Below are 13,626 nucleotides of genomic sequence, written 5' to 3'. Positions count from 1 at the left end.
CGACGCTGAACCGCCAGAAACAGCGATCACCCCACCGGCGCCGCCTCAACCTTCTTGCCGCAACCCCAACCACGTACACCTCATGAAACAGAAGTGACCAGCGGGACATGCTCAGCGCCGAACTCAGCTCAGTAGCGCCGCGGCGGCGGTGCGGGCGTCGTGGGCGGCCTCCGGGTCGCCGTGGATGGCGGCGGTGACCATGGCTCCCTCGGCGAGCAGGTAGATGGCGGCTGTCAGGCCGGCCGGGTGGCCCTCGGCGGCCAGGAGCTCGGCCAGGTAGTCGCGGAACGCCCGTTTGTGCGCGCGCACCACCTCGGCCACGGCGGGGGAGACCGCGCCCAGCTCGCCGAAGGCGTTGATCCAGGCGCAACCCCGGAAGTCGGGCTCGTCGAACCATCCGTGCAGCCAGTCGAACACCGCCAGCACCCGGCTGTGCGGGGCCTCGGTGCGGCCGACGTGGGCGGCGAGCCGGCCCCGCCAGCGCTCGTCCCGACGGTTCAGGAAGGCCAGCACCAGCTCCTCCTTGCCCGGGTACAGCTGGTAGATCCGCTTGAGGGACAACCCCGAGCCGGCGCGCACCCGGTCCATCCCGATCGCCTGGATGCCCCGGGCGTAGAACAGCGACTCCGCCGTGTCCAGCAGCCGCTCGCGTACCGCCTGCTCGGTCACCCCTGCGTCCCTCCGTTGACACTGAGAACGCTCGTTCCCTAGTCTTCCGACTATAGCTCGGAGAACGAGCGTTCCCCAGTCGAAGGAGACACCGTGACCGACCGCCCGCCGCTCCCGCCGTTCGACCCGGAGACCGCGCTGCGCAAGGTTCAGGCGGCCGAGGACGCGTGGAACACCCGCGACCCGGAGCGGGTCGCCGGCGCCTACACCGTCGACTCGGTGTGGCGGAACCGGGACCGGTTCGTCACCGGCCGGGAGGAGATCGTCAAGTTCCTCACCCAGAAATGGGAGCGCGAGCTGGACTACGCCCTGCGCAAGAACCTCTGGGGCTTCCGGGAGAACCGCATCGCGGTCCGCTTCCAGTACGAGTGCCACGACGCGGCCGGGCAGTGGTACCGCAGTTACGGCAACGAGCTGTGGGAGTTCGACGAGCACGGGTTCATGCGCCGCCGCGAGGCGAGCATCAACGACCTGGCCATCGACGAGTCGGAGCGGCGCATCTTCGGCCCGCGCCCCGAGTCGGAGTACGGCCAGGAGTTCCCGCTCTAGTAGTCACCGCGTCAGCAGCTGCCGCACCCGTGCGGCCTCCCGGGTGAGGTGGTCGCGCTCGGGCACGCTGGCGGCGGCGCGGGAGGCCTCGGCGTACAGCTCGGCCGCCCGGGGGAGATCGCCGGCCCGTTCGCGCAGGTACGCCGTCACCGCCGCGTACCGGGGCAGGTCGGGGCTCACCTCGGCCAGCGCCGCCAGGCCGGCCCCCGGCCCGTCGGCCTCGCCGACCGCCACCGCGCGGTTGAGCCGCACCACCGGGCTGCCGGTGAGCCGGAGCAGCTCGTCGTACCACTCCACGATCTGCACCCAGTCCGTCTCGGCGGTGCTGCGGGCGTCCGCGTGCAGGGCGGCGATCGCGGCCTGCGCCTGGTACTCGCCCAGCCGGTCGCGGGCCAGCGCGGCCTGCAGGATCGCCACCCCCTCGGCGATCAGCCCGGTGTCCCAGAGCGACCGGTCCTGCTCGCCCAGCGGCACCAGGCGGCCTCCCGGGCCGGTACGGGAGGCGCGGCGGGCGTGGTGCAGCAGCATGAGGGCGAGCAGGCCGGCGACCTCCGGCTCGTCGGCGAGCGCGACCAGCTGGCGGGCCAGCCGGATCGCCTCGGCCGTCAGGTCGACGTCGCCGCCGTACCCCTCGTTGAAGACCAGGTAGAGCACCCGCAACACCGTGCCCAGATCACCGGGCTGATCGAGCGCCAGCCCGGTGACCCGCCGCTTGGCGCGGCTGATCCGCTGCGCCATGGTCGGCTCGGGGACCAGGTAGGCCGCCGCGATCTGCCGCGTGGTCAGCCCGCCGACCGCGCGCAGCGTCAGGGCGACCGCCGAGGCCGGCGGCAGGGTGGGGTGTGCGCACAGGAAGTAGAGCCGCAGCGTGTCGTCGGTGGCGGGCGCCGGGCCGGCGGGCGGCTCGACCTCCACGGCGAGCTCCCGCCCCCGCCGCGACGCCTCGGAGCGGGTGGCGTCGAGGAACTTGCGCCACGCCACCGCGACCAGCCAGGCCTTCGGCTCCCTCGGCGGGTCGTCCGGCCAGGTCTCCAGCGCCCGGATGAGGGCCTCCTGCACGGCGTCCTCGGCCGACGCGAAGTCCGCTCCGCGCCGGACGAGGACACCGATCACCGCGGGCACGAGCTCCCGCAGCAGCGAGTCGTTCACTCGGTGACCGAGTGCGACCCGGTGAGGAACGGCCGCACCTCGAGCCACTCCTGGATCGGCTCGCCGCCGACTCCGGGGGCGGCGGACAGCTCCCCGGCCAGCTCGACCGCGCGATCCCAGGAGTCCACGTCGATGATCATCCAGCCGGCGATGAGGTCCTTGGTCTCGGCGAACGGGCCGTCGGTCACCGGCGGGCGGCCGTCGCCGTCGGACCGCACGAACGCGCCCTCCGGGGTCAGCGCCTGGCTGTCCACGAACTCCCCCGTCTGCTCCAGGCGGGCGGCGAAGTCGTTCATGTACTGGATGTGCGCGTCGACCTCCTCCGGCGTCCACCGGTCCATCATCGGCTGGCCGGAAGCGGGGGCCGGGGCGCCGCGGTAGTGCTTCAGCAGCAGGTACTTCATGGCGGTACTCCTTCGTCGTCGGTTGCTTGTGCCCCTGGGACGGAGCCGGCGACCCGTTCTCGACACCGAAGCCGACGATTCTCGGAAAATTTTCGCTCAGGGCAGGAGCAGCAGCTTTCCGGTGGTGCGGCGGGACTGCAGGTCCTCGTGCGCCCTGGCCGCGTCGGCCAGGGGGTAGCGGTGCCCGATCCGGACGTTCAGGGTTCCGTCGGCCACGGCCGCCAGAACCTTGCCCGCGTGGTACTCGAGCTCGTCCCGCCCGGTGATGTAGTGGAACAGGGAGGGCCGGGTCAGGTACACCGAGCCAGCCGCGTTCAGCCGCTGCGGGTCGACCGGGGGAACCGGGCCGCTGGACGCGCCGAACAGCGCGAGCGTCCCCCGCCGGCGCAGGCTGGCCAGGCTGGCGTCGAAGGTGTCCTTGCCCACGCCGTCGTAGACGGCGGCCACACCCTCCCCGCCGGTCAGCGCCCGCACCTCGGCGGCCAGGTCGGCGACCTGGGTGTAGTTGATCACCTCGGCCGCGCCGGCGGAACGGCCCAGCGCCGCCTTCTCCTCGGTGGATGCGGTGCCGATCACCCGGGCGCCGCGCGCGGTGGCCAGCTGGGTGAGGAGCAGGCCGGTGCCGCCGGCCACCGCGTGCACCAGGATGGTGTCCCCGGAACACACCGGGTAGGTGGCGTCCACCAGGTAGTGCGCGGTCATGCCCTGCAGCAGCACGCCCGCCGCCTGCTCGTCGCTCACCCCGTCGGGCACCCGCACCGCCCGCCCGGCCGGCACGTTGACCAGCTCGGCGTAGCTGCCCTGGGCCTCCGACCAGGCCACCCGGTCGCCCACCGCGAACCCGGCGGTGTCCGGCCCGAGCTCGCGGACCGTGCCGACGCCCTCGAGGCCGAGCCCGAAGGGCAGCTCGCGGGGATAGAGGCCGGACCGCTGGTAGGTGTCGATGTAGTTCACCCCGGCCGCCGCCACGGCGACCAGCAGCTCGCCGCTGCCCGGCTTCGGGTCGTCCACCTCGGCCAGCCGCATGACCTCGGGCCCGCCGGTCTGCTCCACCTGAATCGCGCGCATGCCGCTCCAGTTCGTCAAGTTGAAATCCCGCGTGCGCCTAACCGGGCGCCCGCTCGGCGAGCGCGTTCCGCGCTCGGTTGGTCGCGGGGGACAGGGCGTCCCGCGCGGTGGGCTCCGCCCGGTCGGTGACCGGCGGCGACACCGGTGGCCGCGACGTGCCGGCCGACCACAGCGCCGCGCCGGCCACCGTCACCAGGCAGGCACCCAGCACGTGCAACGACACCAGTGCCTCGGGTACTCCCAACGCGTACTGGGTGGCCCCCAACAGGCCCTGGGCGAGCACGGCGGCGATCAGCCACCGGTAGCGCCGGCGCAGCCGGGCGGGTGCGTCCACGGCGGCCAGCAGGAAGCCCAGGCCGACCAGCAGGCCCAGGTAACCGACCAGCAGGTCGGCGTGCAGTTGGGCCAGCACCGGCACCGGGAGGCCCAGCCGGGGGGTGGCCGCGTCGCCGGCGTGCGGGCCGGCGGCGGTGACCAGGGTGCCCACGGCCAGCACCGCACCGAGCAGCACCGAGCAGAGCAGCAGCAGGGTCCGCGCGGCGCGCGGCACGGCGGGCGTCGGTGGTCCGTCCTCCTGGCCGGTGGCGTCCACCAGTAGCACGGCCAGCCAGATCAGCACGGAGGAGAGCAGGAAGTGCAGCGAGACCGTCTGCCAGGCCAGATCGGCGAGCACGGTGATCCCGCCGAGCACGGCCTGCGCGACCACACCGGCCGGCATGGCGGCGGCCAACCAGGTCAACCGCCGGCGCCGGGGCCGGGTGTTCAGCGCGGCCAGCAGGCAGGCGGCGGCGACCGCGCTGACCACGCCGACCAGCATCCGGTTGCCGAACTCGACCCACTGGTGCAGCAGCGCGATGTCCGCGTGCGGGTCGGGGACCAGGCTGTTCGGGTGGCAGGTCGGCCAGTCGGGGCAGCCGAGCCCGGAGCCGGTCACCCGGACCACCGACCCGGTGACCGCGATGCCGGCCTGCGCGACCACCGCCGCGACGGCCACGGCGCGCATCAGCTTCGGCGGGGTGCCCGGCAACCGACTCAACAAGCTCATTCGCCCATGCTATGAGGCCGGTTCCGGCCGGGATCCCCCGGCCGGACTGTCCGCCGCGCCACAGGCCGGCCATGGTCAAGTAGCAATGGGAGACGTTTTACCGGTGGGTAAAGGTCTCTGGTCGCGACTTGACCATGAATCCCGGCGTCCGAAGCCGCCGACGGACCCACCCCGAGTGCGGCGGAAGCTCAGGCGGTCAGGCCTGGTACCAGCCGAGCGGGCCGTCCACCGTCCAGCCGGCGCCCTTCATGGTCTTCACGCTGGCCGCGTCGTCGGGGAAGGCGCGCCACTTGCCGTGGTTGCTGAACCGCATCAGGCGGGCCTGGCCGCCCTTCTGCGCGCCGTCGGTGTAGCCGATCACGCCCTCGTCCTGGAACTTGCCGTCGCGCCACTCCGAGGGGGAGATGGAGAGCATGTAGGACGGGCCGCCGTTGCGCAGCCGCAGCCGGTGCACCGCGTTCCGGCCGGGGCCCCCGCCGGAATGCAGCTTGCCGATCACGCCGTTGCCGTTGTTCTTGGTGAACTTGTGCTTGGAGGTCGCGGTGGCGGCCTCGCCGGAGTTCGTGGTGTAGAAGTAGCCGGCGTCCCCGGTGGTCTTGAACTCAACCAGGTCCACCAGGTCGCCGGCCGGCGCGGACGGCGTGATCTCGGCCGCCTGGGCGGTGCCGAGGGTGCCGGTGAGGGCCAGCGCGATCGCGCAGGCGGCCGTGCCGAGCAGGGAGCGTCGTGACCTCATGATTCCCCTCCGTCGTGATCATCAGATCGAGCGACGGCGATGCTAACAACTGTCGGTCGCATCTCAACCAGTTGGGGTCACGGTGTGCTACCGCATGATCACCCTGTGGTGAAAGTGATCACTGGGAGGGCTCAGCGGAGCCGGACCGTTCGGGCCGCCACCGCCGTGGCCAGCGCCGCCCAGCCGAGCAGCACCAGGACCGGTTGCGCGCCGGGGAACTGGCCGGTCACCAGGGCGGTGCGCAGCCCCTCGGCGAGCGCGCCGGAGGGCAGCACGGCGGCCACCGTGCCCAGCGCACCGGGCAGCTGGGCCACCGGGAGCACGATGCCACCACCGAGCAGCAGCATGAACCACACGATGTTGGCCACCGCCAGCACGATCTCCGCGCGCAGCGTGCCGCCCAACAGGATGCCCAGCCCGCCGAACGCGGCGCAGCCGAGCAGGACCAACAGCAGCCCCCAGCCGAGCCCGGCCAGCGCCGGGCGCCAGCCCAGCGCGAGCGCCACCCCGCCGAGCACCACCAGCTGCACCGCGACCACGCCGAGCATGGCCACCAGCCGGCCGGCCACCAGCAGCCAGCGGGGCAGCGCGGTGGCCGCCAGCCGCCGGATCACCCCGTAGCGCCGGTCGTACCCGAGCCCGATGGCCTGACCGGTGAACGCGGTGGAGAGCACGGCCAGCGCGAGCACCCCGGGGGCGACCATGGCCACCCGGGGCGCGGGCAGCGGGACCACCTCGAGCAGCGTCAGCCCGACCAGCAGCGCGAGCGGGATGAGCAGGGTGAGCAGCACCTGCTCGCCGTTGCGCAGGGCCAGCCGCATCTCCACCCCGGACTGCGCGGCCAGCATGCCGCCCAGCCGTCCCCGCCCCGGCGCGGCGAGAAAGGTCCCGGCCGGAAACCGTTCCGTGGTCGTCACGATCGCAGCTCCCGGCCGGTCAGGTCGAGGAACACGTCCTCCAGGCTGCGCCGGGCCACCCGCACCTCGTCCGCGAGCACCCCCTGGTCCGCGCACCAGGAGGTGACCACGGACAGCACCTTCGGGTCCATCTGCCCGCGCACCAGGTAGCTGCCGGCCATCGGCTCCTCGGCCTGGTAGCCCGGCGGCAGCGCCCGGGCCAGTGCGTCGAGGTCCATTCCCGGCCGGGCGCGGAAGCGCAGCTGCTGCTCGCCGCTGCGCGCGGTGAGCGCGGCCGGGCTGCCCTGCGCGACCACCTTGCCGTTGTCGATGATGACCACCTGGTCGGACAGGGCCTCGGCCTCGTCCATCAGGTGGGTGGTGAGCAGCACGGACACCCCGTCGCGGCGGAGCGCGGAGATCATCTCCCAGACCAGGCGCCGGCTCTGCGGGTCCAGGCCGGCGGTGGGCTCGTCCAGGAACACCAGCTCGGGGCGACCGACCACGGCGCAGGCCAGCGCAAGCCGCTGCTGCTGCCCGCCGGAGAGCCGCTTGAACGGGGTGCGCGCGCAGGAGGTGAGGCCGAGCACGTCCAGCAGCCAGTCCACCGGGAGCGGGTGCGCCGCGCAGGCCGCGATCACCCGCAGCATCTCGGCGGCGCGCACGCCCGGGTAGGCGCCGCCGCCCTGCGGCATCACACCGATCCGGGCGCGCAGGGCGTCCGGCTGGCTCACCGGGTCGAGGCCGAGCACCCGGACCTGGCCCGCGTCCGGGCGTAGGAAGCCCTCGCAGATCTCCACGGTGGTGGTCTTGCCGGCCCCGTTGGGGCCGAGCAGGGTCAGCACGGTGGCGGAGGGAAGCACCAGGTCCAGCCCGTCCACCGCGGTGACGCCGCCGCTGTAGCGCTTGACCAGGCCGTGCGCGCTGAGCGCGGCGTCCGGCGGGCGGGCGGAGGAACTCACGACAGCCGATTCTACGTGCTGTCGAAGAAGATCTAGCACGCCCCCGGCGGGATCACGGCAGGATTCCCGCATGGAGATTCTCTTTGTAGCCAGCATGGCGGTCGTCGCGCCGGACCCCGTGGCGAGCCGCCGGCTGTTCGTGGACGTCCTGGGGCTGCCGCTGCGGCGCCACGAAGGTGACGAGTACTACTTCAGCGAGGAGATCGCGGGCAGCAAGCACTTCGGGGTCTGGCCGTTGGAACAGGCGGCCCAGGCCTGCTTCGGCACCACCGAGTGGCCCGCCGACCGCCCGCGCCCGCAGGCCTGCGTGGAGTTCGAGGTGGCCGGCGAGGCGGCGGTCGAAGCGGCGGGCCGGGAGCTGGAGGAGCACGGCTACCCGCTGCTGCACCCGGTACGCACCGAACCGTGGGGCCAGACCATCGCCAGGGTGATCACCGAGGACAACGTCATCGTCGGCGTCGGCTACTCACCCTGGATGCACTGATTTCGCGAATCGTTGTTACTGCCGGTTTGACGGGTGACTGGAATTTCCCGATGGCTTGGACGGCGCGGCCCGGCTGGTCTTCCACGGCTCCGGTGCCGTCCGTGGCGTTCCGGCGGGTTCCTCGCCGCAAATGTCACGTTGTGTGACGTTTGAATGGACGCCCGGTCCCGGTCGCTCCATCGACACCGACGTCAGCCTGGTTCGATCACGGCTGGACCAGACTGGTGTCGATGTGGATGGAGGCGCCCGCAAACCAGCCCCACCGCCACCTTGCCAGCGTGACGGCACGTGACCGACGGTGCGAATCTCGGAACGGAGCCGTGCAGCGCTATGACGGATGGGACGTGGTGCACTGTCCACTCTGACGCCGCACAGCCCGCACCACATGCCGGCGTCACAGTTTCCTATGCGGCGTCAGGCCATCGAAGCCCTCGAGTGTTCCCGTTGTGCAACCACAGTGACGGGTAGTGTCAGTTCATGATCATCATGACCTGGTGGCGGTTTGCGGGCCGCCAGGCAGCCGCCGACGGGGACTAACGCGGGATGCGGTGGCGGACCAGGTAGAGCGGGATGAACAGGATCACCACGCCGGCGATGATGGCCATGGGCAGCTGGTAGGCCCGGAACGCGAAGTCCGCACCGGTGGGCGGCACCAGCAGCGCGACGATCGCGGAGCCGGCCACCGCCAGCCGCCGGTACCGGATCCGGGCGGTGGATGCGGCCAGCGGGATGGCCGCCCACAGCAGGTACCACGGGTGCACGGTCGGGCTGAGCAGCACCACCGCGCCCAGGCCGCAGCCGACCCCGGTGACCGGGTCGATCCGGCCGCGCAGGGTGCCGAACAGCAGCCACAGGCAGATGATCCCGGCGAGCAGGCCGCCCGCGCTCCTGGTCAGGGTGAGGATCTGGTCGGTGTGGTTGCCCATCCCGGTCAGGATGCCCAGCTGCCCGCCGAGCACGCCGAGGTCGGTGCTGATGGACACCCAGCTGCGGATCAGCGTCGGCACGTCCAGCGTGTTTATCCAGCCCAGGCCCAGACCGGTGCCGTAGGACACCCCGGCCATCACCGCCCCGGCGACCACCGCCATCCCGGAGCCCATCTTGGCCACGTCGAAGAACCGGCCGCCGCGTTCCCGGGCCAGACCCATGCCCAGGAAGCCCAGCGCGAGCAGCGCGGGCAGCTTCACCCCGGCGGCCAGCGTGATCAGCACCGTACCGACCACCCAGGACCGGGAGAGGCCCAGTTCCAGGCCGGTGAGCATCAGGCCGAGCATCAGCGCCTCGTTGTGCACCCCGCTGAACAGGTGGAACAGCACCAGCGGGTTGGCAACGCCCAGCCACAGCGCGGACCGGGGATCCAGCCGCAGCCGCTTGGCCAGCCGGGGCAGCGCCCACCAGATGCCGGCCAGCCCGATGAGGGCGAGGATCCGGTGGGCGAAGATGCCCAGCACCACGTCGTTCCCGGTGAGGTACGTGATGCCCTTGCCCAGCCAGAGGAACAGCGGCCCGTAGGGGGCCGGCGTGGGTCGCCAGATGGTGGGGATGCTGCGGGTGAGCGGGTCGTCCACGCCCAGCGCGTCGGCCGGCCCGAGCAGGTAGGGGTCGAGGCCCCGGGCCGCGATGGCGCTCTGCGCCAGGTAGCTGTAGACGTCCTTGCTGAACAGCGGGGGCGCGGCGAACAGCGGCAGCGCCCACAGCGTCATGGTGCGGGTGATGAACCCCCGGGGCAGCGGGGCGCCGCCGTTCTGGTCCCGCTTGAGCATCCGGCCCAGCCACAGCCAGCCGAGCACCACCATGGCCATGCCGGCGTAGGTGATGGCGATGGACACCGTGGCATTGCGCGAGGGCAGCCCGAGCAGGCGCAGGCCGAAGGCCGGGTTGGGCACGGGCAGGGCGCCCGCGCCGAGTGAGCCGATGGCCATCAGCAGTGCGCCGGTCATACCGAACCGGCGCACCATGTGGGCCCGGCGCAGGTGCTCCTCGGTAGTCACCGGCAGGGGGGTAGGCGCCACCGGCGGGGTGGTGCTCAGTTCGGGCGCCGCCATGCTCAGAAAGGTTATGGCAGTGCCCGAACGGCCCGGAGATCGGGTCAGCCGGACTGGGCCGTCCGCCACCTCCGGGTGGCTCGGTCGGGTGAGTGTCGGGTGAGCCCGGTCACCCAAGGCGGGCCGGGTTTGGACCTCGTCCCGGAAATACGCAACACTGGTGTTGTGAAAACCGCCGGGACTTCCCAGGCAACGGTTCACGAGCCGTCGCCGGAGTCCGCCGTGCCCGGGGTCGGCCCCCGCGCCTCGGCCGGCGAGGGCGGCACCCGGATCGAGGTGGCCCGGTTGCTGCTCGAGCACGGCCCGGTGACCGCCGCCGAGGTCGCGGCCGAGCTGAAGCTGTCCGCGCCGGCGGTGCGCCGGCACCTGGACGCGCTGATCGCGCACGGCGAGGCGACCACCAGGGACGCGCCCCGGCGGGGCCGCAGGGGGCGCGGCCGGCCGGCCAAGCTGTTCCTGCTCACCGAGGCCGGCCGGGTCCGGTTCGGGCACGGCTACGACGACCTGGCCGTGGCCGCCCTGCGCTACCTGGCCGAGACGGTCGGCCCGGCGGCGGTGCGCACGTTCGCCGAGCGGCGGGCCGCCGACCTGGTGGAACGGCACCGCGAGTCGATCACCGCCGGTGGCTCGGTCGCGGACCGGGCCGCCGCGCTGGCCGCCGCGCTCACCGCGCAGGGCTACGCGGCGGGGGCCAAGCGCACCGGCAACGGCGAGCAGCTCTGCCAGCACCACTGCCCGGTGGCCCACGTGGCCGCCGAGTTCCCGCAGCTGTGCGAGGCGGAGACGGTCGCGTTCGCCGAGCTGCTCGGCACCCACGTGCAGCGCCTGGCCACCATTGCCCGCGGCGACGCCGCGTGCACCACCCACGTACCGCTCGGCGTCGCTGAGACCGGTTCCCGAAAATCCACCACAACCATCCCGAAAGGGAGGCAGCGCGTATGACTACCGCTCCTGAGCGGGCCGTCGAGCCGATGACGCAGGAAGAGACGATCGACTCCCTGGGTCGCTACGCCTTCGGCTGGGCGGACTCCGACGAGGCCGGCGCGAGCGCCCGGCGGGGCCTCTCCGCCGAGGTGGTCGCGGACATCTCGGCGAAGAAGAGCGAGCCGGAATGGATGCTGCAGAGCCGGCTCAAGGCACTCGGCCTGTTCGACCGCAAGCCGATGCCGCACTGGGGTGCCGACCTGTCCGGCATCGACTTCGACAACATCAAGTACTTCGTGCGCTCCACCGAGAAGCAGGCCGGGTCCTGGGAGGACCTGCCCGAGGACATCAAGAACACCTACGACAAGCTGGGCATCCCGGAGGCGGAGAAGGCTCGGCTGGTCGCCGGCGTGGCCGCGCAGTACGAGTCCGAGGTCGTCTACCACCAGATCCGCGAGGACCTGGAGGAGAAGGGCGTCATCTTCCTGGACACCGACACCGCGCTGCGCGAGCAGCCGGAGCTGTTCCGGGAGTACTACGGCTCGGTGATCCCACACGGGGACAACAAGTTCTCCGCCCTGAACGGCGCGGTCTGGTCCGGTGGTTCGTTCATCTACGTTCCGCCGGGCGTGCACGTGGACATCCCGCTGCAGGCCTACTTCCGGATCAACACGGAGAACATGGGCCAGTTCGAGCGGACCCTGATCATCGTGGACGAGGACGCCTACGTGCACTACGTGGAGGGCTGCACGGCGCCGATCTACTCGTCCGACTCGCTGCACTCCGCCGTGGTGGAGATCGTGGTGAAGAAGGGCGGCCGCTGCCGCTACACCACGATCCAGAACTGGTCCAACAACGTGTACAACCTGGTCACCAAGCGGGCCAAGGCCGAGGCCGGCGCCACCATGGAATGGGTGGACGGCAACATCGGCTCCAAGGTGACCATGAAGTACCCGGCCGTGATGCTGATGGGCGAGCACGCCAAGGGCGAGGTCCTGTCCATCGCGTTCGCCGGCGAGGGCCAGCACCAGGACGCCGGCGCCAAGATGACCCACCTGGCGCCGCACACCAGCTCCACGATCATTTCCAAGTCCGTGGCCAGGGGCGGCGGCCGTACCTCGTACCGGGGTCTGGTGCGGGTCAACCCGAGGGCGCACCACTCGCGCTCGACGGTCAAGTGCGACGCCCTGCTGGTCGACACCATCAGCCGCAGTGACACCTACCCGTACAACGACATCCGCACCGACGACGTGACCATGGGTCACGAGGCCACGGTGTCCAAGGTGAGCGAGGACCAGCTCTTCTACCTGATGAGCCGGGGTCTCACCGAGGACGAGGCGATGGCCATGGTGGTGCGTGGGTTCGTCGAGCCGATCGCTCGGGAACTGCCCATGGAGTACGCGCTGGAGCTCAACCGGCTGATCGAGCTGCAGATGGAGGGTTCCGTCGGATGACGTCCCAGGAAGTTGCTGGGCTGGCTCCCGAGCTGGCCGGGGCGAAGGAAGGCTCCGGCGTGGTGCCGATGGGCTCGGCCGGGGAGCGGTTCACCGCGTACGACGTCGAGGCCTTCGAGGTGCCGAGCGGCCGCGAGGAGAACTGGCGCTTCACCCCCATGCGCCGGCTGCGCGGCCTGCACAACGGATCCGCGTCGGTCGACGGCGAGGCGGCGATCCAGGTCACCCCGGTCGACGGCGTCACCGTGGAGACCGCGCCCGCCGCCGACCCGGCCGCCGATCCCCGGTTCGGTGAGGGCGGTGCCCCGGCCGACCGGGTGGCCGCGCTGGCCTGGTCCGGCGCCCCCTCGGCCACGCTGGTCACGCTGGACGGCCAACTGGCCGAGCCGGTGACGGTGACCGTGGCCGGGCCGGGCGAGGGCAGGACCGCGCTGGCCCACCTGCAGCTGCGGGCCAACCAGCACGCCGAGGCCGTGGTCGTACTGGACTACACCGGTGCCGGCACCGTGGCCGACAACGTCGAGGTGGTGCTGGCCGACGGTGCGCACCTCACCCTGGTGGTGATCGACGACTGGGCGGCGGACGGCGTGCACGTGGGCGCGCAGCACCTGCTGGTCGGCCGGGACGCCACGCTGCGGGCCACCACGGTGAGCCTGGGCGGCGACCTGGTCCGGATCAGCCCGACGGTGCGTTTCGCCGGCCCGGGCGGGGACGCCGAGCTGACCGGGCTGAGCTTCGCCGACGCCGGCCAGCACCTGGAGCACCGGCTGCTGGTGGACCACGCGGTGCCGCACTGCCGGTCCAACGTGGTCTACAAGTCCGCGCTGCAGGGCGACGACGCGCACACGGTGTGGATCGGCGACGTGCTGATCCGGGCCGAGGCCGAGGGCACGGAGACCTTCGAGCTGAACCGCAACCTGCTGCTCTCGCAGGGCGCCCGGGCCGACTCGGTGCCCAACCTGGAGATCGAGACCGGCGAGATCGCCGGCGCCGGCCACGCCAGCGCCACCGGCCGGTTCGACGACGAGCAGCTGTTCTACCTGCGCTCCCGGGGCATCCCGGAGGCGGTCGCGCGCCGGCTGGTGGTGCGCGGGTTCTTCAACGAGATCATCAACAAGATCTCCGTGCCGGCGGTCCGGGAACGCCTGGAGGCCGCCGTTGAAGAAGAGCTCGCGGCCATCGACACGGCCAGCGCCAGCTAGACCAAGACCTTCCCACCACAAACTGGAGCTACCACCACA

At 72.1% G+C, this 13,626-nt stretch carries 14 protein-coding genes; 5 read left to right on the top strand and 9 right to left on the bottom strand.

Annotation, left to right across the window (positions count from 1 at the left end):
• Window positions 1-123: 123 nt before the first annotated feature.
• Window positions 124-669 carry a TetR family transcriptional regulator gene (locus ABEB12_RS37330; RefSeq protein WP_185060634.1) on the bottom strand — a complete coding sequence of 182 codons (546 nt, stop codon included), beginning with the start codon at window positions 667-669 and terminating at the stop codon, window positions 124-126.
• 93 nt (window positions 670-762) lie between these two features.
• Here ABEB12_RS37330 and ABEB12_RS37325 point away from each other — a divergent pair, with 93 nt between their 5' ends.
• Complete coding sequence (locus tag ABEB12_RS37325) at window positions 763-1,218, top strand: DUF1348 family protein (protein WP_185060635.1); 456 nt, start codon at window positions 763-765, stop codon at window positions 1,216-1,218.
• 3 nt (window positions 1,219-1,221) lie between these two features.
• Here ABEB12_RS37325 and ABEB12_RS37320 read toward each other — a convergent pair whose 3' ends face one another.
• The 7 genes from ABEB12_RS37320 to ABEB12_RS37290 form a co-directional block, all read right to left on the bottom strand.
• Window positions 1,222-2,367 carry a DUF6596 domain-containing protein gene (locus ABEB12_RS37320; RefSeq protein WP_185060636.1) on the bottom strand — a complete coding sequence of 382 codons (1,146 nt, stop codon included), beginning with the start codon at window positions 2,365-2,367 and terminating at the stop codon, window positions 1,222-1,224.
• A complete protein-coding gene (locus ABEB12_RS37315) occupies window positions 2,364-2,771 on the bottom strand; it encodes a YciI family protein (protein WP_185060637.1) in 408 nt (135 codons plus the stop codon). The genes ABEB12_RS37320 and ABEB12_RS37315 overlap by 4 nt, the downstream gene beginning before the upstream one ends.
• A 96-nt stretch (window positions 2,772-2,867) precedes the next feature.
• Entirely contained in the window at window positions 2,868-3,839 is a 972-nt protein-coding gene (locus ABEB12_RS37310; protein ID WP_185061356.1) for a zinc-binding dehydrogenase, read from the bottom strand.
• A 37-nt stretch (window positions 3,840-3,876) separates the two neighbouring features.
• Window positions 3,877-4,884: a COX15/CtaA family protein gene (locus ABEB12_RS37305; RefSeq protein ID WP_345703483.1), complete on the bottom strand. Its 1,008-nt coding sequence runs from the start codon at window positions 4,882-4,884 to the stop codon at window positions 3,877-3,879.
• Window positions 4,885-5,080: 196 nt separating this feature from the next.
• On the bottom strand, window positions 5,081-5,620 hold the full coding sequence (locus ABEB12_RS37300) for a hypothetical protein (protein ID WP_185060638.1): 540 nt from the start codon (window positions 5,618-5,620) through the stop codon (window positions 5,081-5,083).
• 131 nt (window positions 5,621-5,751) lie between these two features.
• Entirely contained in the window at window positions 5,752-6,537 is a 786-nt protein-coding gene (locus ABEB12_RS37295) for an ABC transporter permease (RefSeq protein ID WP_425572309.1), read from the bottom strand.
• Complete coding sequence (locus tag ABEB12_RS37290) at window positions 6,534-7,478, bottom strand: ABC transporter ATP-binding protein (RefSeq protein WP_345703482.1); 945 nt, start codon at window positions 7,476-7,478, stop codon at window positions 6,534-6,536. Before ABEB12_RS37290 ends, ABEB12_RS37295 begins: the two co-directional genes overlap by 4 nt.
• Before the next feature lie 70 nt (window positions 7,479-7,548).
• Here ABEB12_RS37290 and ABEB12_RS37285 point away from each other — a divergent pair, with 70 nt between their 5' ends.
• Window positions 7,549-7,962, top strand: coding sequence for a VOC family protein (locus tag ABEB12_RS37285; protein WP_185060640.1), 414 nt, complete (start codon window positions 7,549-7,551; stop codon window positions 7,960-7,962).
• A gap of 533 nt (window positions 7,963-8,495) precedes the next feature.
• Here the strand turns inward: ABEB12_RS37285 and mptB are convergent.
• Window positions 8,496-10,007: a polyprenol phosphomannose-dependent alpha 1,6 mannosyltransferase MptB gene (mptB, locus tag ABEB12_RS37280; protein ID WP_185060641.1), complete on the bottom strand. Its 1,512-nt coding sequence runs from the start codon at window positions 10,005-10,007 to the stop codon at window positions 8,496-8,498.
• 222 nt (window positions 10,008-10,229) lie between these two features.
• Between mptB and ABEB12_RS37275 the strand changes: the two genes are divergently transcribed.
• The 3 genes from ABEB12_RS37275 to sufD are packed head-to-tail and all read left to right on the top strand — an operon-like array spanning window position 10,230 to window position 13,587.
• Window positions 10,230-10,949 (top strand): helix-turn-helix transcriptional regulator, encoded by a 720-nt coding sequence (locus ABEB12_RS37275; protein WP_345703481.1) that lies wholly within the window; start codon window positions 10,230-10,232, stop codon window positions 10,947-10,949.
• Window positions 10,946-12,385 (top strand): Fe-S cluster assembly protein SufB, encoded by a 1,440-nt coding sequence (gene sufB, locus ABEB12_RS37270; protein WP_185060643.1) that lies wholly within the window; start codon window positions 10,946-10,948, stop codon window positions 12,383-12,385. Before ABEB12_RS37275 ends, sufB begins: the two co-directional genes overlap by 4 nt.
• Window positions 12,382-13,587, top strand: a complete 1,206-nt coding sequence (sufD, locus tag ABEB12_RS37265) for a Fe-S cluster assembly protein SufD (protein ID WP_185060644.1) — start codon at window positions 12,382-12,384, stop codon at window positions 13,585-13,587. The genes sufB and sufD overlap by 4 nt, the downstream gene beginning before the upstream one ends.
• Window positions 13,588-13,626: the final 39 nt, after the last annotated feature.

The organism is Actinospineispora eucalypti (genome assembly GCF_039543365.1).
Taxonomy (GTDB): domain Bacteria; phylum Actinomycetota; class Actinomycetes; order Mycobacteriales; family Pseudonocardiaceae; genus Pseudonocardia; species Pseudonocardia eucalypti.
Note: the sequence above shows the minus strand (reverse complement) of the source record. Positions and strands in the feature narration are given on the sequence as shown.